Below are 25557 nucleotides of genomic sequence, written 5' to 3' on the forward strand. Positions count from 1 at the left end.
TGTTATAGGCGGCGGTGGGATTTTTGCAATGCGGGGAAGTGGCGCAGAAACCCTTTGCCCACGGCGTGGGAGCAAATCAACGTTTCAGCCCCAACCGATCGAGTTCTGCGATCAATTGCGGAATGATTTCAAAGAGATCGCCGATCAGCGCTACGTCGGCTAGCTTGACCAGGGGGGCTTCGGGGTCGGTGTTGATGGCGACGATCTTTTTGGCGCCCTGGATGCCGGCGAGATGTTGCAAAGCGCCCGATATGCCAATGGCGATATAGAGGTCGGGGGCGATGATCTTGCCGGTCTGGCCGACCTGCCAGTCATTGGGGGCATAGCCCGCATCGACGGCAGCGCGGGTGGCGCCGATGGCGGCGCCGAGCTTTTTGGCAAGTTTTTCAATCAGTTGGAAGTTCTCGGCCGAACCAAGGGCGACGCCGCCGCCGACCACGATCTGGGCGGTGGCGAGATCGGGTGTGTCGCTTTCGGTGCGGTGCGTGGCGATCAGGTTGGCGGCGGAAGCGACTGGATTATCAAGGGCTTCGATGGGGGCGGCATTGCCTGATGCGGCGGGGCGGAAGGCCGAGGCGCGGATGGTGAGGACGTGACGGAGCTGGTTGTCCGTGACGGTCTGGATGGCATTGCCGGCATAGATGGGGCGGTCGAAGCTGTTGGGGCCGCGGATAGCGATGATGTCGGTGACCGGCATCAGGTCGAGTTTGGCGGCCAGCCGGGGCATGACATCCTTGCCCACGCTGCCGGCGCTTGCGACCACATAATGATAACGGACTGTTAGCGTTGAGAGTAGCGTTTCGAGGCCATCGGCTAAAGAACTGCCCTTTGCGGTCAATACTTTAGCCACGCCGGACAGCGTGGATGCGGATTGTGCGATTGCGGAGGGGTCGTCGGCGACGACGAGGACATCGACCGGGCCCAGTTCACTGACCGCGCCGACGACGCGGGCGGTGGCGGGCGAGAGGGCGCCGCGGTCGTGATCGGCGAGAACCAGAACGCTCATCACAGCGCCTCCATATTGGAGACATCGGCGGCGATGAAGGCGGCCAGTTCGGCGACCGAGTCGACAGTCTTTCCTGCCACACGTTCCGGGGGCGGGGATATCTTTTCGACCACCAGGCGCGGGGCGAGGTCGACGCCGAATTCGGCGGCAGGGCGCGCGGCCAAGGGCTTGGAGCGGGCCTTCATCACCATGGGCAGGGCGGCGTTGCGCGGGGTGTTGAGGCGCAGGTCCGCTGTGACGATGGCAGGCAGCGGCAGCGACAGGGTTTCGCGGCCGGAATCGACTTCGCGAGTGACCTCCACCCCCTGCCCCACGACCTTGATCTCGGAGGCGAAGGTGGCCTGGGGGCGGTTGGTGAGGGCGGCGAGCATCTGGCCGACGTGATTGCTGTCATCGTCCACGGCCTGCTTGCCCAGCAGGACGATATCGGGATTTTCCTCGGCGACCACCTTGGCCAGCAGCTTGGCGATGGCAAGCGTTTCGAGCGCGGCATCGGTCTCGATCAGGATGCCGCGATGGGCGCCCATGGCGAGGGCGGTGAGGATGACGTCATTGGCGGTTTTCGGGCCGATGGAGACGACGACCACCTCATCGCCATGACCGGCTTCGGAGAGCTGGACGGCAGCTTCGACAGCATGCTTGCAGAAGGGGTTCATCGACAGGCGGACGCCTGACGTTTCGACGCCAGTTCCGTCGGGACGCACCCGGATGCGGACATTGTGATCGACGACACGCTTGATGGCGACCAGGATTTTCATGGGCTCTCCGGCAAGTTGCCGGTGTCATTGCAAAAATGGGGGATGCGGGCAAGCCGCGCCGGGGGAAATTTGGGCTAGGTGGCGCGGGATTGTTGGAAAAGGGTGCTGGGGGTGGGCAGTGCCACGCCCTCGTGGTTCGAGGCTCGCGAAGGGCTCGCACCTCACCATGAGGGCTACTTTGAACTCGGTGCACCAGTAGCCCTCATGGTGAGGTGCGCTTCTTCAGCGCCTCGAACCACGAGGGCGTGGCACAAAAGCAGCAATGTCATGCTAGTGTTGACGCCTTGGATTGGGACAGCGACACTGACCCAGAATGACTGTTTCGGACTTTTTCATGCCTGTTCTCAACCGTATTGCCGAATTTCACGAGGAGATCGCCGGCTGGCGGCGGGATTTTCATGCGCATCCCGAATTGCTGTATGACGTGGTGCGGACGGCCGGCGTGGTGGAGCGGAAGCTGCGCGAATTCGGCTGCGACGAGGTGGTTGTTGGCATCGGGCGCAGCGGGGTCGTCGGCATCATCAATGGACGCAAGGGGGGCAGCGGGCGCACGATCGGGCTGCGGGCCGATATGGATGCGCTGCCGATGACCGAAAAGACCGGCAAGGACTATGCCTCGACTACGCCCGGCAAGATGCATGCCTGCGGGCATGACGGGCATACGGCGATGTTGCTGGGCGCGGCGAAATATCTGGCCGAGACGCGCAATTTCGATGGGCGCATCGCACTGATTTTCCAGCCGGCGGAAGAGGGCGGCGCGGGTGGCAAGGCCATGCTGGATGATGGGCTGGTGGAGCGTTTCGCCATCGCCGAATTCTACGGCATGCATAATTGGCCGGGCATGCCCGCCGGGCATTTCGGCATTCGCGCCGGCGGCATCATGGCGGCGACGGATCGGTTCTATATCGACATTACCGGCCAGGGCGGCCATGCGGCGCGGCCGCAGACAACGATCGACCCGATCGTGGTAGCGGCCAACATGATCGTGGCCCTGCAATCGATCGTGTCGCGCAATGTCGATCCGCTGCATAGCGCGGTGCTGTCGGTGACCATGGTTGAGGCCGGCGAGGCCGACAATGTGATTTCGCGCACGGCCAAGATCACCGGCACAGTGCGCACGCTCGATGGCGGCGTGCAGGACCAGATCGAGGCGCGGCTGGACCAGTTCGTGCCGCAATTTGCCGCGAGCTTCGGCGCTGCGGCGGCAATACGTTATGCACGGGGCTATCCGGTGACCGTCAACGCGCCCGAGCAGACGGCTTTCGCCGCGCAGGTGGCGCGCGAGGTGGCCGGGGACGAGCGCGTGGACGCCGAGGTTCCGCCCTCGATGGGCGGGGAGGATTTTTCCTTCATGCTGGAGGCGCGACCGGGGGCCTATATCTTCCTCGGCAATGGCGACAGCTCGGAACTGCACACCGATAGCTACGATTTCAATGACGCGGTCATTCCGGTAGGGGCGAGCTATTGGGTGCGGCTGGCGGAACGGGCGCTTCCGGTTGATGGGCGATAGTCACGCCAAGGCGGCCTGCAAATAGCGAATTTCTGCGCTTCCGGTGCTCACGTACTGGAGTACGCTTCGTTCCGGTTCTCAAAATCCACTATTTTCGGCTCACCCTGACGTGACTCTCATCCCATCAAAGCCATCGCGCCTCTGGCGACAAACTCTCCCCGTCCTGCTCACCATCGCCGTCTCCGCCGTTGGCGGCTTGGTTGCCACGCTGCTGCAATTGCCGGCGGGGTGGTTGATGGGGGGTGCGCTGGCGGTAACGGCGGCGGCGATGGCGGGGCTGCCGGTGCGCATGCCCGACCGGCTGCGGGACGTGGCTTTCGTGCTGATCGGCATGTCGATGGGCGCCAATGTGGCGCGGGACAGTTTGAGCCTGATTGCCAGTTGGCCGGTGAGCCTCGCGGGACTGGTGCTGGAACTGGTGCTGATCATCGCGCTGACCGGCTGGATGCTGGTCAGGGTGTTCAAGCTCGATCCGGGCACGGCCTATCTCAGCTCGTTTCCGGGCCACCTCAGCTTCGTCATGGGAATTGCGGCAGCGGGCGTGGGACAGGCGCGGCAGATCGTCATCATCCAGGTAATCCGCATCCTGATGCTGACCATTGCCGTGCCAATCGGGGCAGTGTTCCTGCCGATCGACCACTTCACGCCGCCAACGCCGACCAGCTTTCTCAGCATCTGGCAATTGCTGGCGCTGGGCGCGGGTTGCGTCGTGGTGGGGCTGGTCTTCGTGCGGCTCAGGATTCCGGCCGGCTTCGTGCTGGGATCAATGGCGGCGGCGACGGCGGCCAAGCTGGGCGGGCTCTATGTGGAGGCCATGCCGGCCCCACTGGTGACGGTGACCTTCATCCTCACCGGGGCGTTGATCGGCTCGCGCTTTGCCGGGATCACGCGGGGAGAGTTTCTGGCGGCAGCCAAGGGCGGCATCATCGCCACCGCGATGACCGTCGCGATCGTGACGGTGATTGCCTATGGGGTGAGCCTGTTCGTCGACATGCCATTCGGGCAAATCTGGCTGGGGCTGTCGCCGGGGGCGCTGGAAGGCATGGGGGCGCTGGGGATTGCGCTGGGCTATGATACGGCCTTCATTGCGGCGCATCATGTGATCCGGCTGCTGCTGCTGAGTTTTGCCATTCCGACGGTGGTGGTGCTGATCCGCCGCCGCGAGGCTGCCGCAATCGCGCGGCAGCCTTGAAGCCAAGGAGATTTTGACCATGCGCCCTGTTTTGCCCCTGGCCTTTGCCATCCTGGCCGCCGCTGCGGCACCCGCTCTGGCCGCGCCGGCCTGTTCGGGCAGCTTCGGCATGGACCGCGACCGCTACAGCGAAGCGGAGATCAACGCCTACAATCTCGACCTGCTGCGCAGCATCGGCGTGGACGTGACGCGGGCCGAAATGTGGGGCGGCTGCATCCGCGTGTGGGTGCGGAGAGCCGATGGCCGCGAGGAAATGCAGTTTTACGAGCCGAGTAACCTGCGCCGGGTCGAATAGGCCCCTTATTGCCGCGACATGACGGGAAGATGGGCATTTGATTGCCGGCTGCTTTCCGAGATTTCATATTGATTGCAGCAGTTTAACTGGCGATCAGGACATTCCGGACCGATGGTCGGGGGGTAAACGAACCTCCCGAGACAAGGATAAGAGATATGTTCAAGATCATCGCCACTGCCGTCGCCGCAGCCGGCCTTGCCGTGGTCGCCCTGCCGGCGCAGGCGGCAACCGGGGGCATTACCTGCGATACCGGAGCCGCCATTGCCGGCTCGGAGGACGTGATCAGCCAGGAGCTGACCGCGATGGGCTACACCGTCGACGGCATCGAGGAATGGAACAATTGCGTGCGCGCCTTCGTGGTGAAGACGGATGGCTCGCTGGGCATGGTGTTCTTCGAGCCCGGCACGTTGAAGCTCGTGGGCGAGGCGTAGGCGGCGCCGCGGTGGCGGCCCTCTCTCTACATCGGGCACAAAGCCACCCCCACCCCCTCTGCTACAGCCCTTTGGGCCGAGCGACGCTACCCTCCCCTCAAGGGGGAGGGTGGGCACAAGCCCTTGACACGGTGATGTATCCTAGCCTCGAAGGCTCACTCGCCTGCCGGCGGGCAGCGCGATAAACGCGTAGCCGTTGGCGCCCAGTTGCAGGCTTTTGCCGGCGAGGACCGCGTGTTGCGAGATGGGCTCGACTTCGCCGGTGACCCCGGTGAGTTGCAAGGTCTGCGGCTCGGCCGAGAGGTTGAAGACGCAGAGCAGGCTCTGCTCGCCCAAGGTGCGGCGGAAGGCGAGGATCGGCTCAGCGGTCTTGAAGAAGCTGATATCACCCTCGCGCAAGGCCGGATGGGTTTTGCGCCAGGCGAGGATGGCGCGGTAGAAAGCCAGCGTCGAATTGGCGTCGGCATCCTGGCCGGCGACATTAAGCGCTGATTGCGCCGGCTTGAGCGGCAGCCAGGGCGTGCCCGAGGTGAAGCCGTTGGGCGCGTCGCCCTCGTCCCAGGGCATGGGGGTGCGGCAGCCGTCGCGGCCCTTGTCTTCGGGCCAGAAGCGGATGCCGCGCGGATCGGTCAGTTCCTCGAACAGCAGATCGGTTTCGGGCAGGCCGAGTTCCTCGCCCTGGTAGAGGCAGACCGACCCTCTGAGCGACAGCACCAAGGCGGCGGCCTGGCGGGCGAGATCGGCGGGCGAGCGGCTGAACGGCGCCCAGCGCGTGATGTGGCGCGGCACGTCGTGGTTGGAAAAACTCCAGCAGGGCCAGCCATCGGGCCCGGCCTTGAAGAAGGTCTCGATACATTTGCGGAAATGGGCGGCAGTGAAGTGGGGCCCGAGAAAATCGAAGCCGTAGCACATGTGCAGCGCGTCGCCGCCGGACGTGTATTGGGCCATGAGCTGCACCGATTTGTGGCTGTCACCCACTTCGCCGACCGACGTGGCGCCGGGATACTCGTCGAGCAGGGCGCGGACGCGCTTGAGGAAGGCCAGGTTTTCCGGCTGGCTCTTGGAATAGCGGTGCTCCTGCATGTCATAGGGATTGACAGCATAGGGCAGATGCTCGTCGCGCTTGTTGGGCGGATTGGAGCGCAGCTTGCTGTCGTGGAAATAGTAATTGACCGTATCGAGGCGGAAGCCGTCGATGCCGCGCTCGAGCCAGAAGCGCATGATATCGAGCACGGCCTGCTGCACTTCGGCATTGTGGAAATTGAGATCGGGCTGGCTGGCGAGGAAATTGTGCAGATAATATTGGCCGCGCGTGGGGTTCCACTCCCAAGCGCGGCCGCCGAACACCGCCGGCCAGTTGTTGGGCGGGGAGCCATCGGGCAGCGGGTCGGCCCAGACATACCAATCGGCCTTGGCATTGGTGCGGTTGAGCCGGCTTTCCTGGAACCAGGGGTGCAGGTCCGAGGTGTGGCTCACCACCTGATCCATGATGACCTTGAGGCCGCGGGCATGGGCCTGTTCCACCAGGCTATCGAAATCATGCAGCGAGCCGAACAGGCGATCGACCTCGCGATAGTCGGAGACGTCATAGCCCATATCGGCCTGGGGCGACTGGGTGATGGGCGATAGCCAGATGCAATCGACGCCGAGCCCGGCAATGTGATCGAGCCGGCGGATAATGCCGGGCAGATCGCCGATGCCGTCGCCATTGCTGTCCTGAAACGAGCGCGGATAGACCTGATAGATCACTCCGCCGCGCCACCACTCGGTCATGTCAGTCTCCACTGTTTGCCATGAGGCTACCGGGTCGCAACGCAGAAGGGAATCGTGGCGTTGCGCAGGCGGGCAATGCGCGTGTCGAAAAGCTGCGGCTCCGTTCGTCGTTATGGCAGAAGCAGATAACAGGAGGACATCATGGTGCACGTATTGCGCGCGGCAGACCGGGCGCCGAGCAAGAGCCGGACCGTGCGATTCGAGGGCGCGGCCTATGGCACGGATATTTCGTTCTTTGCCGTGGATAACGACCCCGGACAGGGGCCGGGACTGCATACCCATCCCTATCCCGAAACGTGGATCGTGCATTCGGGCCTGGCGCGGATCGTGGCGGGTGACGCGGTGATCGAAGCGGGACCGGGCGACATCGTGGTGGTGCCGGGCGGCGTGAAGCACAAATTCACCAATGTCGGCGAAGGCCGACTGGTGGTGTTCTGCGTGCATGACGCCGGGACGATGGAGCAGGAGAATCTGGAGTAATCGGGCTGCAAAGATGGCTTGGACAACAGGACGCCTTCAGGTACCACAACAAGGAACTAGAAGCTTTGGGGGAACGATGACAAAATTCGCCATCTTAGCCGTGGCATTGCTATCCGTGGGTCTAGCGGCGTGCCAGTCGGTTCAGTCCAATGTGACTGCATTTCATACATTGCAGCCCAACACCCCCGAAACATTTTCAGTTCGCGCCTCGAACATCCAGCAGGATAGCTTGGAGGCCACCACCTATGCTGGCTTAATTAGTGCACGGCTGGAGCAGCATGGCTGGAGCGCATCTTCGAGCCCCGATGTAGACGTGCGGTTTGCGTACGCGATTGATGGCGGCAGAACGTCGATCAGTTCGGTCCCAATCTATGGACAAACTGGTGGAGGGACAACCTACACAACTGGCAACATATACGGCTCCGGGGGCTTTGGCTCCTATTCGGGCACCAGTTACACACCGACCACTTACGGCGTGGTGGGCGCCGCTCCCGTCTCTCATACAACATATCAGCGCGTGCTCTCCGTTGAGATGACCAACACAAACACAGGCAAAAAGATATACGAAGCCAAGGTTGTGAGTTCTGGGTCTAGCGGGACCTTTGCGGAAGTCGCTGGTTGCTTAATTGACGCTCTGTTCGAGGATTTCCCTGGAACGAGCGGCAAAGCGCGCGCCGTCGAAGTCAGTATGAGTGATTGCGGGACTTAGCTTGCTACACCACCGCGCTGATGAGCGGTTCGCCGGCGAAATGGGCTTCGAGATTGGCGACCAATAGGGCGCCCATGGCGTCGCGGGTCTGTACGGTGGCGCTGCCCTGGTGGGGGCTGAGCACGACGTTGTCGAGGGCAAGGAAGCCGGCGGGGACGTTGGGTTCGTTTTCGAAGACGTCGAGGGCGGCGCCGCCCAGGCCGCCATTCTGCAGCAGGTCGAGCATGGCGGGTTCATCGACCAGCGTGCCGCGGGCGATGTTGACCAGCATGCCCCTGGGGCCGAGCGCGGTGAGGACTTCGCGGGAGACGATGCGCTCGGTGCCCTTGCCGCCGGGGGCGATGATGACCAGCCAGTCGCTGTCGCGCGCCATGTCCACGAGGCTGTCGTAGAAGATATGCGGCTCGGACGGCTGGCGTTTGCGGCCGTGATAGACGACGCGCATCTTCATGGCCTGGGCGCGGGCGGCGATTTCCTTGCCGATGCGGCCGAGGCCGAGAATGCCCACGGTCTTGCCGGTGAGTTCGGAGAGCAGCGGCATGGACCCGCCCAGCCACTTGCCCTGGCGGACATATTGGTCGGCCTGCGGGATGCGGCGGGCCAGGGCGATCATCAGGCCGATGGTGAGCTCGGCCACGGCGTCGTTGAGCACGTTGGGCGTATTGGTGACGCGGATATTGCGCGCCCTGGCCGATTTGGTGTCGATATTGTCGTAGCCGACGCCGAAGCTGGCGATGATTTCGAGATTGGGCAGGGCGTCCATCAGATCGGCCTGCACGCCCGAGCCGGCATGGGCGCGAATACGGCTGCCATTGGCGGCCAGCCAGGCCCGGGGGTCGGGCTGTTCGTGCAGCTTGTGGACGGTGTAGCGCTCGGCCAGAGCGGCTTCGCAACTGGCGAGTAGCTTGCCGGTCTGCAGGATCTCGATGGTCATGGGATTCCTCTTGTTGCCCACAGCTTAGCGGCAAGTCCCGCCATCGCAAGCCCTACCATTGCAAGACCGCTGGACGCCGCCAGCCAGATGTGCAGCAATGTGAAGGCGATGGGATGAGCCGTAGACCACTCGGAGCATGATGGGCGACACAGCGCCGTTCGACGAAATGCACAATGCGGATGGCAGCGTCCGCGAACCCTATCGGGCGCTGGCCCAGTGGCTCGATGAACAACCGGACAAGGCGCTGACGCTGATGCAGTCGGATGCCGAGGCCATCTTTCGCAAGCTCGGCATCACCTTCGCCGTCTATGGCTCGGAGGAAGGCACCGAGAAGGTCATTCCCTTCGATGTCATCCCCCGCATCATCGCGGCGCAGGAATGGCGCAGGCTCAGCCAGGGGATCGACCAGCGCGTGCGGGCGCTCAATGCCTTTCTCCACGACATCTATCACGGCCAGGACATCCTGAAGGCGGGGCGGGTTCCGGAAAAGCTGATCCTCGACAATTCGGCCTTCTGCCCGCAGATGATGGGGCTGGAGCCGGCCAGGCAGGTCTATGCCCATATTATCGGCGTCGATATCGTGCGGGTGGGGCCGGACGAATTCTACGTGCTGGAAGACAATCTGCGCACGCCGTCGGGCGTTTCCTACATGCTGGAAGACCGCGAGGCGATGATGATCCTGGCGCCGGACCTGTTCCAGCGCCAGAAGGTCGCCCCGGTGGAGAATTATCCGGAAAACCTGCGGCGGACGCTGGAAAGCGTGGCGCCGGCGGGAGCGAGCGGCGCGCCCAATATCGTGGTGCTGACGCCGGGCATCTATAATTCGGCCTATTTCGAACATTCGTTCCTGGCCGACCAGATGGGCGCCACCCTATGCGAGGGGCCGGACCTCTTCGTCGATGGCGGCAAGGTCTATATGCGGACCACGACGGGGCCGGAACGGGTGGACGTGATCTATCGCCGGATCGACGATGATTATCTCGACCCCCTCACCTTCCGCCCCGATTCCATGCTGGGCGTGCCTGGCCTGTTCAGCGCCTATCGGGCGGGCAATGTGACGCTGGTCAACGCGCCGGGCACCGGCATAGCCGACGACAAGGCGGTCTATACCTATGTGCCTGACATCGTCGAATTCTACCTCGGCGAGAAGGCGCTGCTCCAGAACGTGCCGACCTATAACTGCACCGACGACGAACAGCGCAACTGGGTGCTGGCCAATATCGGCGACCTGGTGGTGAAGGAGGTTCACGGCTCTGGCGGCTATGGCATGATGGTGGGGCCGACATCGAGCAAGGCCATGCATGCCGAATTCCGCCGCAAGATCGAGGCGCGGCCCGACAATTACATCGTGCAGCCGACCTTGGCGCTTTCCACCTGCCCCACCTATGTCAATGCCGGCATCGTGCCGCGCCACGTGGATTTGCGGCCCTATGTGCTTGTCGGAGACGAAGTGCGGATCACGCCCGGCGGGCTGACCCGCGTGGCGCTGAAAAAGGGCTCGCTGGTGGTGAATTCGTCGCAGGGCGGCGGCACCAAGGATACGTGGGTGCTGGAGGAGTGATGGTGGCCGGCACTCACGTCCTTTCGCTCGAATTATCAGCTCTGTCGCCTCCCTCCCCCCTGAGGGGAGGGACCGAGGGTGGGGGTCCTTCGGTGGCCCACAGGATTACCCCCACCCCAGCTTGGCTACGGCCCTTCGGGCCAAGCGCCGCTACCCTCCCCTCAAGGGGGCGAGAGGGCAGGAACCGAAGCCTTCTCGGCGGCGTGGAGCCCCAGCCATGACCATGCTCGGACGAACCGCGCAGAACCTGTTCTGGCTCTCCCGCTATGTCGAGCGGGCCGAGAACATGGCCCGGCTGCTGGAGGTGGGCTATCGCATGAGCCTCACCAGCCGGCGCGAGGGTGGGGCCAGCGAGCATCTGATGAGCATGATGCAGGCGGCGGAGGTGGACGAGGACTTCGCCCGGAAAGAGCGGCCGGCCGATGTCGATACGGTCGCCCATTTCATGATGTTCGATCCGGACAATCCCAGCTCGGTCTATTCTTGCCTGCAAGCGGCGCGGACCAATGCGCGCTCGGTGCGTACGGCCATTACCAGCGACATGTGGGGCGCCATCAATTCGGCCTGGCTCGAATTTTCGCAGATCAAGCCGCGCGATGTGCGCGGCGCCAAGCTGATGGGCCTGCTCGAATGGGTCAAGAATTCCAGCCATCAGTTCCGTGGGGCGCTGCTGGGCACCATATTGCGGGATGACGGCTTCGCCTTCCTGCAGGCGGGCAGCTTCATCGAGCGGGCCGACAATACGGCGCGCATTCTCGACATGAAATATTTCGTGCTGCTGCCGCAGAGCGAAATGGTGGGCAGCGATCTCGATACCCAGCAATGGTCGCTGATCCTGCGGGCAGCCTCGGCGCATCGCAGCTATCGGCATGTCTATCATGACCGCTACCAGCCCCAGAATATCGCCGACTTCCTGATCCTGCGGCCGGAAATGCCACGCTCGCTGATCTACTGCGCGCGATTCATCGAGCAGAATATCGAGACGCTGGGCGCATTCTATGGCCGCAAGCAGGTCTGCGACGACGTGGCGGGGCGATTGCGCGCCATGGTCGAGGGCACGACGATGGACACCATCTTTGCCCACGGGCTGCACGAATTCCTGACCGAGTTCATCGCGCAGAACAACGACGTGGCAAACGCACTGGCGGAAAGCTACAACTTCTACTGACCAAACTTAGCCCTTGCGCTAAGCATCGCCGAGTGATACTTAGCCTTATGGAACAGTATCAAACTCAGCTCGATGGCATATTCCAGGCGCTGGCCGACCCGACCCGCCGGGCGGTGGTGGGGCGGCTGGGGCGGGGGCCGGCCAGCGTGGGCGAGCTGGCGGCGCCATTCGACATGGCCCTGCCCTCGTTCATGAAGCATATCCACATGCTGGAAGGGGCCGGGCTGATCCGCACCAGCAAAGCCGGGCGGGTGCGCACCTGTACGATCGAGCGGGCGCGACTGGCGGCCATCGATAGCTGGCTCAACGAACAAAGGACGATCTGGGAAGGCCGGACGGACCGGCTGGAGCAGTTCGTCACGCAAGACAAGGAAGCGAAGAAATGACCCTGGACCCGGAACGCGATCTCGAAATCAGCCGCATCATCAAGGCGCCGCGCTCGGCCATCTGGGCGGCATGGACGACGCCGCAGAGCTTTGCCAAATGGTGGATCCCGGCGCCCGCTCTGTGCCGGGTGGCGGAGATGGACCTGCGGCCGGGCGGCGCGCTGACCACGCTGATGAGCCAGGATGGCGGCGATTTCGGGCCGCATCTGTCGGCCTGCTACCTGGCGCTCGACGAAGGCCGGCGGATCGTTTTCACCAATGCGCTGGTGGGCGGCTGGCGGCCGGCCGAGCAACCGATGATGACCGCGGTCATCACGCTGGACGACCATGACCTGGGCACCGCCTATCGCGCGGTGGTGATGCATAAGGACAATGCCGACCAGACCCTGCATCGCGACCTGGGCTTTTACGACGGCTGGGGCTCGGTGACGGCACAATTGGCGGCGCTGGTGGAGGGGTAGGCCTCCTCGCGGCCCCCTCGGGGCTCGGTTCTTCCTAGGGTCGGGGGGTGGGGAAGGCCCCCTCACCCGGCGCTACGCGCCGACCCCGGATCAAGTCCGGGGCAAGCTCTCTCCCCCGAAGGGAGAGGTGACGACGAGCGCCTAAATACTTATCTTTTTGGCTAACTTATGGAGACAGATAATGCGAAACGTTATGTTGGGTATGATGACCACGCTCAATGGCCGGCTGGACAGCCCGTTCGAGTGGGTGGATGCGGTGGGCGACGATGTCTATCGGCGGATCAACGAGAATGCCAAGACATCGGACACGATGCTGGTCGGCCGCACCACCTATGACGAGATGGTGGCCTATTGGCCGGGCACGCTGGCGTCGGGCGAGGGCACTGGCAGCAACCAGACCATGGCCCGGCACATGAACGAGGTCGAAAAGCTGGTGATCTCGCGCAGCGGATCGCGGCCGCTGGAGCCCTGGCACAAGGCGCGGATGGTGACGACGGCGGACGATGCGGCGCTGGTGGCGTTCATCACCGAGCTCAAGGCGAAGCCCGGCGGCAACATCCACCTTTCGGGCGGAGCGAGCCTGGTACAGTCGATGGTCCGGCTCGGGCTGGTCGACCGGTTCACCTTCTACGTGTTCCCGACGGTATCGCCCGGCGCGGCCTGGTTCGGGGAGGTCGCGGAAAAGCGGGACATGACGGTGATGGGTGTCGAGACGTTCGACAAGGGCGTGGTCGGACTGACGCTGGAGCCCCGTGCGCCGCTGGATATGGGCGCGCCGCAGCGCTTCACCGAATTGCTGAGCTGAACCTTCACCTCTCCCTTGGGGGAGAGGTGGAAGGGCTACAAACTGAGAATATACAGCCAGCCCGAAATGGTCACGGCCGAGGCTATGGTGGCGATGAGGATGGCGTTGGCGGCGACGCTGACGCCACGATTGTAGTAGGTGGCGAAGACGTAGACATTGACACCGGCCGGCATGGCCGAGAGCAGGATGCCGTAGCGGGCCACCTCCATCGGTACATGCAGCACCCAGATCATCAGCACATAGGCGATGGCGGGGTGGACGATCAGCTTGATGATGGCGGCGACCAGCGCCTGCTTCCAGTTATCGCTGAGCTTGAATTCGTTGAGCGCCCCGCCAATGCCGAACAAGGCGGCGGGGACCACGGCCTGGCTCATCATGGTGAAAAAGGCCTCGGCCGGCTCGATGAGCTTGAGGCCGGAGAAATAGCCGGCCATGCCGGCGGCAATGCCCCAGATGAGTGGATTGGAGCCGACGCGCTTGCCGGCGGTCAGCAGGGTCTTGCCGAGGGCCTGGCCGTCGCGGCGCATCAGTTCCATGGTCACCATGCCCACCGTCAGCAGGATGGCGCCATGCAGGCCGATGATAGACAGCGTGACTGGCAGAGAATCGGCGCCATAGGCGCGGGTCATGATGGGCAGGCCAACCAGCACGGTATTGGTGAACATGCCGGAAAAGCCCACCGACACTGCCTCGCCCGGCCGGTTGCCGAAGAGCTTCAGCGCCACGACGATGCCGAGCACGAAGCAGATCAGCGCCCCCAGATAATAGGGGCCGATGATGGAAATATTGAAGGCGGCGCGGAAATCGCTGGTCAGCAGCGAGTGGAACAGCAGGCAGGGCGTCGCGAAATTGTTCACGAAAGCGATCAGGCTCTTGATGCCGTCGGCCGGGAACAGGCGGAGGCGAACGGCCGAATAGCCGAGCGCCATCAGCGCGAAGATGGGCGCAATGACGATGAGAATGGCGAGCATGACCGGGGATTCCCGAACCGGAGGGATACCCTGCCCTAGCCTTCTGGCGGCGCAGGGTCAACTTGCATCTTGTATGGAAGATTGGGGCAGAGGCCGTGATCCGCGCAAACGAAACGCTAGTCTTTCAAAACGAAACAAAACCGCGTATAAACGAAAGATAGCAGCAAGGACTGGTTCATGGGCGGCAGCGACAACGTCGACATCTTCGTTATCGGCGGGGGCATCAATGGCGCCAGCGTGGCGCGCGATGCGGTGGGACGCGGCTATTCGGTGGCGCTGGCCGAGATGAACGACCTGGCCAGCGGCACCTCTTCGGCGGCGACCAAGCTGGTACATGGCGGGCTGCGCTATCTCGAACATTACGAATTTCGCCTGGTGCATGAGGCGCTGGCCGAGCGCGAGGTGCTGTGGGCGGAGGCGCCCCATATCATCAAGCCGCTGCGCTTCGTGCTGCCGCATCACAAGGGGCTGCGGCCGGCGGCGGTGCTGCGGGCGGGGCTCGCCATGTACGACTATATGGGCGGACGGCGCCTGCTGCCGCCGACCAAGACGCTGGATCTGACCCGGCACGAGACCGGCAAGCCGCTGAAGCCAGGCTATCGGCTGGGCTTTGAATATTCCGATTGCTGGGTCGACGATGCGCGCTTCGTGGTGCTCAACGCCCGCGACGCGGCCGACAAGGGCGCGGCGATCCATGTGCGGACGAAGGTGACCAGCGTACGCCGGGACAGTGGCGGGTGGCTGGTGGAACTGGATGGCGAGGCCGGACGGCAAAGCGTGCGGGCCAGGCTGGTCGTCAATGCCGCGGGGCCGTGGGTGGACGAGGTCATAGCGGGGGCGATGGGCCGGAACGGCGCGCATAACGTGCGGCTGGTCAAGGGCAGCCATATCGTGGTGCGCAAGCTCTACGACCACGACCGTTGCTATATCTTCCAGAATGGCGATGGCCGGATCATCTTCGCCATCCCCTATGAGGATGATTTCACCCTGATCGGCACCACCGACGAAGACTATCACGGCGACCCCAAGGATGTGCGGATTTCCGAGAAGGAGACCGACTACCTGCTGAGCGCGGCGAGCGAATATTTCGCCAAGCCCGTAACGCGCACGCAAATCCACTGGACCTATTCGGGCGTACGGCCGCTGTTCGACGACGGGGCCAGCGCGGCGCAGGAGGCGACGCGCGACTATGTGCTCAAGCTCGATGGCGACGCGGCGACGGGCGCGGCGATCAATGTGTTCGGCGGCAAGCTGACCACGTCGCGGCGGCTGGCGGAATCGGTGCTGGAAAAGATCGAAGGCGTGCTGGGCAAGAAGGGCCCGGCCTGGACCAGGACGAGCCGGCTGCCGGGTGGCACGTTCGAGCCATTGGCCTTCGACGCCGAACTGCGGCGACTGGGCATGGACTATGCCGGAATGCCGGCGGGCCTGTTGCGGCGGCTGCTCAGGCAATATGGCAGCAAGGCGCGGGACGTGCTGGGCAGCGCCAGCGATACCGGCGGGCTGGGGCGGCATTTCGGCTGGGATCTTTATGCGGCGGAGGTGGATTATCTGGTGGCCCATGAGTGGGCACGGACGGCGCAGGATGTATTGTGGCGGCGGACGAAGGTCGGGCTGCGGGTGAGCGCCGATGAGGTGGCGGCGCTGGGGGCGTATATGGCGAGGTGAAGCTTGCGAACCACGTTCGCAGTCGACTCCCTCCCCCTTGAGGGGAGGGATCGAGGGTGGGGGTGTCGGAGGTGCCGCGGGCATCGAGCTTGTGGTGGCCGCGACACCCCCCACCTGCTCGATCACGGACTTAGCTGAAGCTAAGTCCTATCTCGCTTCCCTCCCCTCAAGGGGGAGGGTGGGTCCGGTGGGTTTGGCAAGATCGTGCCTCGGAGGAGAATTTTATGAGCGGCTATATTCTGGCGATCGACCAGGGCACGACATCCAGCCGGGCGATCGTGTTCGGCGGGGACCGGACGATCAAGGGCGTTGGCCAGAAGGAATTCACCCAGATCTTCCCGCAGGACGGCTGGGTGGAGCATGACCCCGAGGAAATCTGGGAGTCGGTGGCCTGGGCGATCCGGACGGCAATCAAGCAGGCCGGGATCGCAGCCAAGGATATCGCCGCCATCGGCATCACCAACCAGCGCGAGACCACGCTGATCTGGGACCGGGCGACCGGCAAGGCCGTCCACAATGCCGTGGTCTGGCAGGACCGGCGCACGGCCGCCTATTGCGCCAAGCTCAAGAAGGCCGGGCATGAAAAGGCGGTTACGAAGAAAACGGGGTTGCTGCTCGACCCGTATTTTTCGGGCACCAAGGTCAAGTGGCTGCTGGACAATGTGAAGGGCGCGCGCAAGCGGGCGGAAAAGGGCGAACTGGCCTTCGGCACGGTGGATAGTTTCCTGATCTGGCGGCTGACCGGGGGCAAGGTGCATGCGACGGACGCGACCAATGCGGGGCGGACGCTGCTGTTCGATATCGGCAAGAACCAATGGGACAAGGGGCTGCTGGAGCTGTTCGAGGTGCCGGCGGCGCTGCTGCCCGAGGTCAGGGATTGCGCCGACGATTTCGGGGTGACGGACCCGGCCTTGTTCGGGGCCGCAATCCCGATCCTGGGGGTGGCGGGCGACCAGCATGCGGCGACTATCGGGCAGGCCTGTTTTCAGCCCGGCATGCTGAAATCGACCTATGGCACGGGATGTTTTGCGCTACTCAATACCGGAGCCGACATGGTGCGCAGCAAAAACCGGCTGCTGACCACCATCGCCTATCGGCTCGACGGCAAGACCAGCTATGCGCTTGAAGGCTCTATCTTTATTGCCGGCGCTGCGGTGCAGTGGATCCGCGACGGACTGAAACTGGTCAAGCAGGCCAGCGAGACCGGACCGCTGGCCGAAAGCGCCGATCCAAGCCAGAATGTCTATATGGTGCCCGCCTTTGTGGGGCTCGGCGCGCCGTGGTGGGACGCCGAGGCGCGGGGCGCCATCTATGGTTTGACGCGCAATTCGGGCCCCGCCGAGATCGCCAAGGCGGCCTTGGAATCGGTGTGTTACCAGACGCGCGACCTGCTGGAGGCCATGCGCAAGGACTGGAAAGGCGGCGGCGATACGGTGCTGCGCGTCGATGGCGGCATGGTGGCATCGGACTGGACCATGCAGTTTCTCGCCGATGTGCTGGACGCCCCGGTGGACCGGCCGGTGATCCTCGAAACCACCGCTTTGGGGGCGGCCTGGCTGGCGGGATCGAAGGCCGGCGTATGGCCAGGAATGGCGGAATTTGCCGCGAGCTGGGCGCGGGATATGCGGTTCGAGCCGAAGATGGAAGCGGCGGAGCGCAAGCGGAAGATCAAGGGCTGGGACGTGGCCGTGCGGCGGACGTTGAGTGTTTAGGAAGGGTCCTGACAGGCAGGACAATCGCATACAAGGCTGGCACGGCCTCGCCACGACCACCGCGCGGGAGGTTGGCAGGGGGTGTGGGGCCCGGATATGGGGGCTGAACATCCCCCACCCTTGATCCCTCCCCGCAAGGGGGGGAGGGAGACGACTGAAACATTGCAGCCCGCCGGGGAAACCAGCAGATCAGGCCATGGCCCTATGGCGTAGCCCACGCCTGGAAGCTGCCGCCCGCGATCATGGCCCAATAGAGCTTGCCGCCGGGGCCGCGGGCGGCGGCGAGGCCGAATTCGACGAAGCGGTGGCTGAGCAGGGTGGAGCGGTGGCCCGAGGAGTCCATCCAGCCGCCGATGATGCCCTGCAGATCCTTGTAACCCTTGCCGACATTCTCACCCACGGCGCCGAGATAGCCGGCGGCGGTGACGCGCTCGCGCAGGGTGACGCCCAGATCGTGGCTCATGGTGTTTTTCTGCGCCATCAGGCGGGCCTGGGAACGGGCGGCGTCTTCAAGGCGGGTATTGTAGGTCCAGGGCGGCGCGCCATTGGCCTTGCGCACGGCATTGATGGCGGCGAGGATTTCATCGTCGGTGAGCGTTTCGGGCGTGCTGTCGCCCTTGGGCAGCATCGGGATGGTGGTAGAGCAGGCGGTAAGCGCCGTGGCCGCGGTGAGCAGGAGGAAGCCGCGGCGGGTCGAAGTGAGCATCGATGGCTCCATGAAGGATCAGGCCTGGTCGTAGGCGCTGAGCAGGTTCGGCAGGCAGGCGAGCAGGCCGGTAATGGGATTGCCGTCGGCAAGATCCCAGCAGGCCGAAAGGGCGGCGTGGGCGGCGGCCCAGCCCAGCATGCGCTTGCGGGAAAAGTTCAGGCGCTGGGACAGGATATCGGCGCGGGCGGCAATGCGACGCGGATCGGCGGCGATATTGTCGGCATGCTTGGGATTGATGAAGACATTGGCCAAATCATAGGCCGGATCGCCGACGAGGCCCTTGGGATCGATGGCCAGCCAGCCGCGATCGGAGGACAGGATATTATCGTGGTGCAGGTCGCCATGCAGCGGAAGCTGCGCGCTAGGGCGATCGAACAGCTTGAGGGCAATGCCGCTGGAGCGGGCATAGAGATCGCGGGCCGTGTGTGGCCAGGCCCTTACATCGGTATCGAACAGAGTCTGGAAGCGGGTGCGCAGCGGCTGCAAATCCTGGGGGGCGCCGGGACGGGCCCTATGGAGATTAGCGACCACCGTGGCGACGGCGATGGTGCTTTCGTCATCGCGGCCGGCACGCACCGGATCGGATAGAGGGCCGCCATCGAGCCATTCCATGAAGATGGTGTCGCCATGGATATCGAAAACCGTGGCGGCGCCATCGCCTTCATACCATTGCAGCAGGCGGGCGCCCCTGCCCTCCTCCTCGGCGACGACGGGCTTCAATATCTTGAGGGCGCCAAAATTGCGGCCATTCTGCTCGACGCGAAAAATCCAGCTCCGCGGCGTGTCGGCTACCGGGGTCGATTTGGTCAGGGACCAGCGGATCATGGCGCGGCTGAGCGCGGTTTCTACAGGCGACTGATTCATCATTGCCGCTATTAGAGCAGATGGTGGACTATTTCGACAGGTGGGTGCTGATTGCCGGAAAACTTGATGAAATCATGACGATAACCACTGGGTAAGCCTGCCGATTGGCACAGTGGCAACCCTAAAGCGAGGAAGGGCTGGCGCGGCAAGGCTTCTTTACCGGTAGCGGGCGCAAGGTCAGGGAACGCGAAAACAAGTCCATCAGGGGGGAACTTGGAATGACGCATCAACCTTATGAAGACCGTCGTGAGCCGACCCGGCTCGCCGACATCATCGCCGCCGACGAAGTGCATCCAACGCTGGGCCGGCAGGTGCTCAACGGGCTCGGCGGATTGCTGGTGCTGCTGGTGACCGGGGTGGTCGTCGTGGCGCTGGTGCTGTGGAAGTCGCCTTAGAACTCGATATTCACCCTCCCCCTTGAGGGGAGGGTAGCGTCGCTGGGCCGAAGGCCCTAGCAGAGCTAGGGAGGGGGTGTCGGAGGTTCTGCAGACGCCGAATATGTGGGACCTCCGACACCCCTTCCTGCTCGATTCAACGGACTTAGCAACGCTAAGTCCTATCTCGCTTCCCTCCCCTCAAGGGGGAGGGTGGGCCCAGTGGATGGGCGAGACAGCGCCAACAGTCTCACTTGATCCGATAGGCATCCTTGGCGGCCTGATAGCTCAGGTGCCTGGCCACATCCCGCGCGGTCGACTTGGTGATGCGGTTCTCACCCACCCATCTGCCCAGGAAGCCGCAAACTTCGCGGCGCCAGACGTCGTGGCGGGCGGGGATGGAGAGCAAAGCACGGGTATCGTCGTTGAAGCCGGCGAGATTGTAGAAGCCGGCACTTTCCACCACCTGGTCGAGATAGCGGCGGATGCCCTGCGGGCTATCGTGGAACCACCAGGGCGGGCCGATCATCAGCGAAGGCCAATAGCCGGCCATCGGCGCCAGTTCGCGGGCATAGGTGGTTTCATCGAGCACGAACATGATGAGCCGCAGGTTGGGCTCGTTGCCGCAACGGCTGAGCAGGGCCTTGAGGCCGTTGACGTAATCGGTGGTGCCGGGAATATCGGCGCCCAGATCGGCCCCCCGCTCGGCAAAGAGCAGCGGATCGGTGTTGCGGCGCGAGCCGGCGTGAAGCTGCATGACCATGCCGTCTTCGACCGACAGCAGGGCCATTTCGGTCATCATCTGGGCGCGGAACAGCTCGGCATCATTGGCGTCGTGCTTTCCGGACAGCACCTTGTCGAGCAGAGCCTGCTTTTCAGGCGCCGACAGGTCGGCCGTATTGGCCGTGGGCACGCCGTGGTCGGTGGCGACGGCGCCGAAGCGGCGGAAATATTCGCGGCGGTTGCGGTGGGCATTGATGAGGCCCGACCAGGTGGCGATGTTCTCGCCGGTAATCTCGCCGAATTTCTGCAGGTTTTCGACGATGGCGGCGCGGCTGGGGTCGGTCACGTCATCGGGGCGATAGGTGGTGCGGACGCGGCCGATAGTGCCGTTCTGCTCCATCTTCTGGTGGTGGATCAGCGGGTCGAGGGCGAATTCGGTGGTGGCGATGACTTCCACGCGGGCGCGGTCGAGCAGGGCATGCGGCAGCAGGTCAGGCGTGGCCAGGGCCTTGTCGATCGTGTCGTAGATGGCGTCGGCCGTGGCAGGGGAGAGTTCCTGGGTGATGCCGAAGGCCCAATCGAGCGAATGGTCGATCCAGGTCTTGGATGGCGTACCGGCGAACAGGTGGTAATTGGCGGCAAAGAGGCGCCAGGCATCGCGGCCCTTGGCAACCGGCTTGCCATCCTTGCGCGGCACGCCCAGGTCATCATAGCTGAGGCCGCGGCTGCGCAGCATGCGGAGCACATAGTGATCGGGCGTGAGGAACAGCGCCGCCGGATCGGAAAAACGGCCATTGTCGGCGAACCAGGACGGATCGGTATGCCCATGCGGGCAGATCAGCGGCAGGTCGCGGACTTCGGGATAGAGCTCGCGCGCGATGGACTGGGCCGGCTCGGAAGCGGGAAACAGGCGGTCTGGATGCAAATGGGTCATGGTGGGGTTTTGCCATGAACCTCGCGGCAGATCAACGGACTTCCATACAAGATCAACGCCTGTGGCATTTTATGTAAATTAACCCCATTGCCAGGATCACGTTCGCCGGAAAGAGGCGCGGGACTACCCTTCTCGTCGCGGGTGAGAAACAGCGCGAACGCGGCTGCCCAAGGCACAAATCCGGTCGGCTCGACCGGCGGCTGAGGGGTTGATCCGATGGCAAATATCGACAGCGACGAAGCGGAAAGCGTGCTGATGGCGGCGCGGCGGCAGGCGCGGGCCAGCGGCTATGTGCAACGCGCACAGGTAATGCTGATGGCCGCGGGAATCGCGGCTTTCGGCATCGTGGCGGTGGCGGCCACCATGATGACCACTCTCCTTTAGACAGGACGGGCCACAGCCCTTAGTGTGGCGCCAGGGGAAATCCGGCGCCGATGCGAATCCTGCTTGTTGAAGACAATGAAGACCTGGGCGAGGCGATCGAGAAACGCCTGCGCAGCGCCGGCCATTCGGTGGAGTGGGTCAAGGACGGCGCCGAGGTGGTGCATGCTGCCGAGGGCGATGATTTCGACGCGGTAGCGCTCGACCTGATGCTGCCCAATCGCGATGGGATCAGCCTCATCGCCGAGCTGCGGAAACACAAGTTCAATGCGCCCATCCTGGTGATCACGGCGCGCTCGGAAATCGACGACAAGGTGAGCCTGCTCGACCTCGGGGCGGACGACTACCTGGTCAAGCCCTTCGATCTGCGCGAACTCGAAGCGCGGCTGCGCGCGCTGATAAGGCGGACGGGCGGGCAGACGACGAGCATGCTGGGCGTAGGCAATCTCGAAATGGACATGGCGGGACTCAATGCCAGCGTCGAGGGGCGGTCGCTTGAGCTGGGGCGGCGCGAATTCCGGCTGCTGGAAATTCTCGTCACCAATGCCGGCAAGGTGGTGCCCAAGGAACGGCTGATGAACCAGTTGTTCAATTTCGACGAGGCGGTTTCGGTCAATGCGCTGGAGCTGCATATCTCGCGGCTGCGCAAGAAGCTGGAAGCGGCCAATATCGAAATCGGCACGGTGCGCGGGGTGGGCTATGTGGTGCGGACGCCGCATGGATAATTCGCTCCATTGCGCCTCAACCACCGCGCGGCTCCTCCCCCTTGACGGGGGAGGTTGGGAGGGGGTGCTGGGAGCCCCCATTTCATCGTGGCCAGCCGCCCCCCACCCCAACCCTCCCCGCAAGGGGGAGGGAGCCGATCGCGTTTGCGGAGGCAATGGTGGCGCCCCCTAAATCCTTCTCCATCCGTCGGCGCATCGTTGCTCTGGCGCTGGCGCTGTTGCTGGGGGCGGCGGTGGTGCTGATCGTGTTCATTCGCGACTATGCCGAACGGGCGGCGGATCGGGCGTTCGACCGGTTGCTGGCGGCGTCGGCGCTGACCATTGCCGGGGCGGTACAGGTCGAGGACGATACGGTCATCGTCGAGCTGCCCTTTGCCTCCTTCGGCATGTTTTCGGGACGAGACCGGGTGTTCTATGCGGTGGAAGACCCCGGCGGGCGGGCGGTGACCGGCTATGCCGACCTGTCGGAGAGCCTGCCGGAAATGACCTCGGCCGGGCCGGTCTTTGCCGATGCGACCTATCATGGCGAACTGGTGCGGGTGGCCAGCGTCGGGCGGCTGACCTCGTCGGGGGGCGACGCGGACTGGGTGACCATCCATGTGGCCGAGACGCAGAGCGAACGCGAGGCATTGGCCTCGGAAATCCTCTCCAACGCCATCGTGCCGGTAGTGGCGCTGACGCTGCTGGCCATTGCGCTGGTGTGGTTCGGCATCGGGCGCATGTTTGCGCCGCTTTATCAGCTCGAACAGGAATTGCGCGGGCGGGCCCCCGATGACCTCTCGCCCGTGGATGTGCCGGTGCCGGTGGAGGTGAGCCATCTCGTCAGCGGCCTCAATGCCTTCATGGCGCGGCTGGGCAGCGCCATGGAACGGGTGACCGGGCTGGTGGCCGAGGCGGCGCATGAAGTGCGTACGCCGCTGGCCTCGCTGCGGGCGCAGGCCGAGGTGGCGATGGATGAGCAGGACCCCGAGGCCCTGCGGGCGCGGGTGGGGCGCATTCACCAGGGGGCGGTACAGGCAAGTCAGCTCGTGAGCCAATTGCTGATGGAAGCGACGATTTCGCACCGGCTGGAAAACCAGGAGACGGACACCACAGCCTTCGGGACGGTGGTGGAGGATGTGCGGCAACGGCTGGACCCCGACCAGGCGGGGCGGCTGGTGGTGGCGCTGCCCGAGGCCGTGGCGGCGGCCCAAATCCGCGGCGACCGGGTGGCGTTGCGCGAAATGGTGCGCAATGTGGTCGACAATGCGCTGGTCTATTCGGCCGGCATGGTGGAAATCGGCGGCAGTATCGGCGAGGGCATGATGACCATGGCGGTGCGCGACCGGGGCCCCGGCATTGCCGCGGCGGAAAAGCCGCTGGTGCTGGAGCGTTTCAAGCGCGGCGCGGCGAGTGGGGCGCGGGCTGGCTCGGGGCTGGGGCTCTCCATCGTTCGGCGGGTGGTCGAGGCGCATCGCGGGGCGTTGCGGCTCAAGGACCGCGATGGGGGCGGCCTCGTGGTTGAGATCGACCTGCCGCTGGTGGGGCGGAATCCCAAGGTGGAGCAGTTGCGGCGGGCGCTGGGGAGCCTGTCGGCGCTGGTGCTCTGCCTGCTGCTGGTGGATATCCACCCCGCAAGTGCCATATCCTCCAGCTATCCGGCGCCCGATGGCAGCGCGGCCACGGTGCTGACCATCGTGGGCACCACCGATACGCCGCTGTTTGCCGATTTCATCGCCGGCTTCCAGGCGCTGCGGCCGGATGTGACGGTGCATTACGACGAGCAGGATTCCTTGCCGATGTATCAGCAGTTCCTCGCGGGCAAGATGGCGCCGAAGCCGGACCTCTTGATCAGCTCGGCGTCGGACCTGATGATCAAGCTGGCCAATGACGGCCATGCCATGGCCTATGACAGCCCGTTTCTCGGCGCCCTGCCCGAATGGGCGCACTGGCGCAACGAGGTGTTCGGCTTCACGTTCGAGCCGGCAGTCATCATCTACAATCCCGATCGCATCAGCGCCGACGAAGTGCCGCGGACGCATCTGACGCTGGCGGAACTGCTGGAAACAGAGACCGAGCGGTTCCGCGGGGCCATCGCCACCTATGACATTGCGGTCAGCGGGGTGGGGTATCTGCTGGCATCGCAGGACCAGGTGATCTCGTCGAACTTCTGGCGGCTGGCGGCGGCATTCGGGCGCGTTGGCGCAGTGTTTTCAGGGTCGAGCCCGGCCATTCTCAACGGGGTGGCCGACGGGTCGCTGGCGCTGGGCTACAATGTGCTGGGTTCCTATGCCTTCGCGCGCAAGGCCGATGGGGCCAATATCGAAATCGTGGTGCCCGACGATTATGTGCTGGTGCTGACGCGCTCGATGCTGATCCCGCGCGATGCCCCCTACCCCGACCTGGGCCGCGCCTTTGTCGATTTCGCGCTGTCGCCGGCGGGGCAGGCCATTGCCGCCGGGCAGACGGCTTTGGGCTCGGTGGTGGCGGGGGCGAATGGCGAATGGACCAGCGAAGCCATCGCGGCGCGTGGGCGCGGGGTGATCCAGCCCATTCCGCTGGGACCGGCGCTGATGGTGTCGCTGGACCAGCAGCGGCGCAAGCGCTTCCTCGATAGCTGGGGCGAGATCGTTTCGCCCAAGCCGTGAGGATGGGAGATAAGCTGTCTACTCTACCACGCGCACAGTCGCCTCCCGCGGACTTGATCCGCGGGTCACTCTCAACACGACAAAAGCGGCGAGAGACCCGCGGATCAAGTCCGCGGAGGCGCCGGTGATTGGGGAACAGATCGCGCTTGTGACACCATGTTGCCCCGACCACGGGACGGCCCCCCTATCAGGAGAAGGTTGGGAGGGGGCCTCCAAACCATGCCAGCCATGCGCCGGTCACATGGATGAGACCTTTGTCCGAGTGATTCAGCTGAATTTCGCGCCATTTCATGTCTATCGGCCCCTTAATTGCACACAACGCATGGCTGACCTGACCTTTCGGCCCTACCGCAAGCGGCCCGATGCGCCCATCTGTCAACTCATGAAAGCGACCCGGCAA

General features: G+C 64.1%; 25 protein-coding genes. 17 read left to right on the forward strand and 8 right to left on the reverse strand.

What is annotated here, in order from left to right; genetic code table 11:
- Positions 1 to 76: 76 nt before the first annotated feature.
- Complete coding sequence (locus ASD80_RS15250; RefSeq protein WP_056234570.1) at positions 77 to 1006, reverse strand: electron transfer flavoprotein subunit alpha/FixB family protein; 930 nt, start codon at positions 1004 to 1006, stop codon at positions 77 to 79.
- A complete protein-coding gene (locus ASD80_RS15255; RefSeq protein WP_056234574.1) occupies positions 1006 to 1764 on the reverse strand; it encodes an electron transfer flavoprotein subunit beta/FixA family protein in 759 nt (252 codons plus the stop codon). The genes ASD80_RS15250 and ASD80_RS15255 overlap by 1 nt, the downstream gene beginning before the upstream one ends.
- A 334-nt stretch (positions 1765 to 2098) precedes the next feature.
- On the opposite strand from ASD80_RS15255, the gene ASD80_RS15260 reads away from it, so the two are divergent.
- From ASD80_RS15260 to ASD80_RS15275, 4 genes are all read left to right on the forward strand, one after another.
- Positions 2099 to 3274: a M20 aminoacylase family protein gene (locus tag ASD80_RS15260; protein WP_056235403.1), complete on the forward strand. Its 1176-nt coding sequence runs from the start codon at positions 2099 to 2101 to the stop codon at positions 3272 to 3274.
- Between the two features lie 109 nt (positions 3275 to 3383).
- Positions 3384 to 4466, forward strand: a complete 1083-nt coding sequence (locus ASD80_RS15265) for an AbrB family transcriptional regulator (RefSeq protein WP_244489022.1) — start codon at positions 3384 to 3386, stop codon at positions 4464 to 4466.
- 19 nt (positions 4467 to 4485) lie between these two features.
- A complete protein-coding gene (locus ASD80_RS15270; protein ID WP_156460483.1) occupies positions 4486 to 4761 on the forward strand; it encodes a hypothetical protein in 276 nt (91 codons plus the stop codon).
- Positions 4762 to 4916: 155 nt separating this feature from the next.
- Complete coding sequence (locus ASD80_RS15275; protein WP_056234582.1) at positions 4917 to 5192, forward strand: PepSY domain-containing protein; 276 nt, start codon at positions 4917 to 4919, stop codon at positions 5190 to 5192.
- A gap of 141 nt (positions 5193 to 5333) precedes the next feature.
- Here the strand turns inward: ASD80_RS15275 and ASD80_RS15280 are convergent, their stop codons facing one another.
- Entirely contained in the window at positions 5334 to 6965 is a 1632-nt protein-coding gene (locus ASD80_RS15280) for an alpha-glucosidase family protein (protein WP_056234585.1), read from the reverse strand.
- 141 nt (positions 6966 to 7106) lie between these two features.
- On the opposite strand from ASD80_RS15280, the gene ASD80_RS15285 reads away from it, so the two are divergent.
- Together ASD80_RS15285 and ASD80_RS18580 are read left to right on the forward strand one after the other, a co-directional pair.
- Positions 7107 to 7445, forward strand: a complete 339-nt coding sequence (locus ASD80_RS15285) for a cupin domain-containing protein (RefSeq protein ID WP_056234588.1) — start codon at positions 7107 to 7109, stop codon at positions 7443 to 7445.
- A 76-nt stretch (positions 7446 to 7521) separates the two neighbouring features.
- Positions 7522 to 8154 (forward strand): DUF4136 domain-containing protein, encoded by a 633-nt coding sequence (locus ASD80_RS18580; protein ID WP_162247377.1) that lies wholly within the window; start codon positions 7522 to 7524, stop codon positions 8152 to 8154.
- Between the two features lie 4 nt (positions 8155 to 8158).
- Here ASD80_RS18580 and ASD80_RS15290 read toward each other — a convergent pair whose 3' ends face one another.
- Positions 8159 to 9088 (reverse strand): 2-hydroxyacid dehydrogenase, encoded by a 930-nt coding sequence (locus ASD80_RS15290; protein ID WP_056234591.1) that lies wholly within the window; start codon positions 9086 to 9088, stop codon positions 8159 to 8161.
- Positions 9089 to 9227: 139 nt separating this feature from the next.
- Between ASD80_RS15290 and ASD80_RS15295 the strand changes: the two genes are divergently transcribed.
- The 5 genes from ASD80_RS15295 to ASD80_RS15315 all read left to right on the forward strand — a co-directional run bounded on the left by ASD80_RS15295 (position 9228) and on the right by ASD80_RS15315 (position 13469).
- Positions 9228 to 10649, forward strand: a complete 1422-nt coding sequence (locus ASD80_RS15295) for a circularly permuted type 2 ATP-grasp protein (protein WP_056235405.1) — start codon at positions 9228 to 9230, stop codon at positions 10647 to 10649.
- A 217-nt stretch (positions 10650 to 10866) separates the two neighbouring features.
- Complete coding sequence (locus ASD80_RS15300; protein WP_244489023.1) at positions 10867 to 11817, forward strand: alpha-E domain-containing protein; 951 nt, start codon at positions 10867 to 10869, stop codon at positions 11815 to 11817.
- A 47-nt stretch (positions 11818 to 11864) separates the two neighbouring features.
- Positions 11865 to 12203, forward strand: a complete 339-nt coding sequence (locus ASD80_RS15305) for an ArsR/SmtB family transcription factor (protein ID WP_056234596.1) — start codon at positions 11865 to 11867, stop codon at positions 12201 to 12203.
- Entirely contained in the window at positions 12200 to 12664 is a 465-nt protein-coding gene (locus ASD80_RS15310; protein ID WP_056234599.1) for an SRPBCC family protein, read from the forward strand. Before ASD80_RS15305 ends, ASD80_RS15310 begins: the two co-directional genes overlap by 4 nt.
- A 181-nt stretch (positions 12665 to 12845) precedes the next feature.
- On the forward strand, positions 12846 to 13469 hold the full coding sequence (locus ASD80_RS15315) for a dihydrofolate reductase family protein (protein WP_082555338.1): 624 nt from the start codon (positions 12846 to 12848) through the stop codon (positions 13467 to 13469).
- 35 nt (positions 13470 to 13504) lie between these two features.
- Here the strand turns inward: ASD80_RS15315 and ASD80_RS15320 are convergent, their stop codons facing one another.
- A complete protein-coding gene (locus ASD80_RS15320) occupies positions 13505 to 14440 on the reverse strand; it encodes an AEC family transporter (protein ID WP_056234604.1) in 936 nt (311 codons plus the stop codon).
- Between the two features lie 177 nt (positions 14441 to 14617).
- Here ASD80_RS15320 and glpD point away from each other — a divergent pair, with 177 nt between their 5' ends.
- Together glpD and glpK are read left to right on the forward strand one after the other, a co-directional pair.
- On the forward strand, positions 14618 to 16108 hold the full coding sequence (gene glpD / locus ASD80_RS15325; protein ID WP_056234607.1) for a glycerol-3-phosphate dehydrogenase: 1491 nt from the start codon (positions 14618 to 14620) through the stop codon (positions 16106 to 16108).
- Between the two features lie 224 nt (positions 16109 to 16332).
- Positions 16333 to 17820 carry a glycerol kinase GlpK gene (gene glpK, locus ASD80_RS15330; protein WP_056234610.1) on the forward strand — a complete coding sequence of 496 codons (1488 nt, stop codon included), beginning with the start codon at positions 16333 to 16335 and terminating at the stop codon, positions 17818 to 17820.
- 202 nt (positions 17821 to 18022) lie between these two features.
- Here glpK and ASD80_RS15335 read toward each other — a convergent pair whose 3' ends face one another.
- Positions 18023 to 18526, reverse strand: a complete 504-nt coding sequence (locus tag ASD80_RS15335; protein WP_056234612.1) for a CAP domain-containing protein — start codon at positions 18524 to 18526, stop codon at positions 18023 to 18025.
- 18 nt (positions 18527 to 18544) lie between these two features.
- Positions 18545 to 19393, reverse strand: coding sequence for an aminoglycoside phosphotransferase family protein (locus tag ASD80_RS15340; protein ID WP_056234615.1), 849 nt, complete (start codon positions 19391 to 19393; stop codon positions 18545 to 18547).
- Between the two features lie 218 nt (positions 19394 to 19611).
- Between ASD80_RS15340 and ASD80_RS18810 the strand changes: the two genes are divergently transcribed.
- Entirely contained in the window at positions 19612 to 19788 is a 177-nt protein-coding gene (locus tag ASD80_RS18810; protein WP_156460484.1) for a hypothetical protein, read from the forward strand.
- Between the two features lie 229 nt (positions 19789 to 20017).
- On the opposite strand, the gene uxaC is transcribed toward ASD80_RS18810, so the two are convergent.
- The gene (uxaC, locus tag ASD80_RS15345) at positions 20018 to 21424 is read right to left on the reverse strand and encodes a glucuronate isomerase (protein ID WP_056234617.1); all 1407 of its coding nucleotides are present in this window, start codon (positions 21422 to 21424) and stop codon (positions 20018 to 20020) included.
- 216 nt (positions 21425 to 21640) lie between these two features.
- On the opposite strand from uxaC, the gene ASD80_RS18815 reads away from it, so the two are divergent.
- From ASD80_RS18815 to ASD80_RS19210, 3 genes are all read left to right on the forward strand, one after another.
- Positions 21641 to 21808, forward strand: a complete 168-nt coding sequence (locus ASD80_RS18815; RefSeq protein WP_156460485.1) for a hypothetical protein — start codon at positions 21641 to 21643, stop codon at positions 21806 to 21808.
- A gap of 50 nt (positions 21809 to 21858) precedes the next feature.
- A complete protein-coding gene (locus ASD80_RS15350; protein WP_056234619.1) occupies positions 21859 to 22530 on the forward strand; it encodes a response regulator transcription factor in 672 nt (223 codons plus the stop codon).
- Between the two features lie 155 nt (positions 22531 to 22685).
- Complete coding sequence (locus tag ASD80_RS19210; RefSeq protein WP_056234622.1) at positions 22686 to 25157, forward strand: extracellular solute-binding protein; 2472 nt, start codon at positions 22686 to 22688, stop codon at positions 25155 to 25157.
- Positions 25158 to 25557: the final 400 nt, after the last annotated feature.

The organism is Devosia sp. Root635 (assembly GCF_001427605.1).
Classification (GTDB): Bacteria; Pseudomonadota; Alphaproteobacteria; order Rhizobiales; family Devosiaceae; genus Devosia.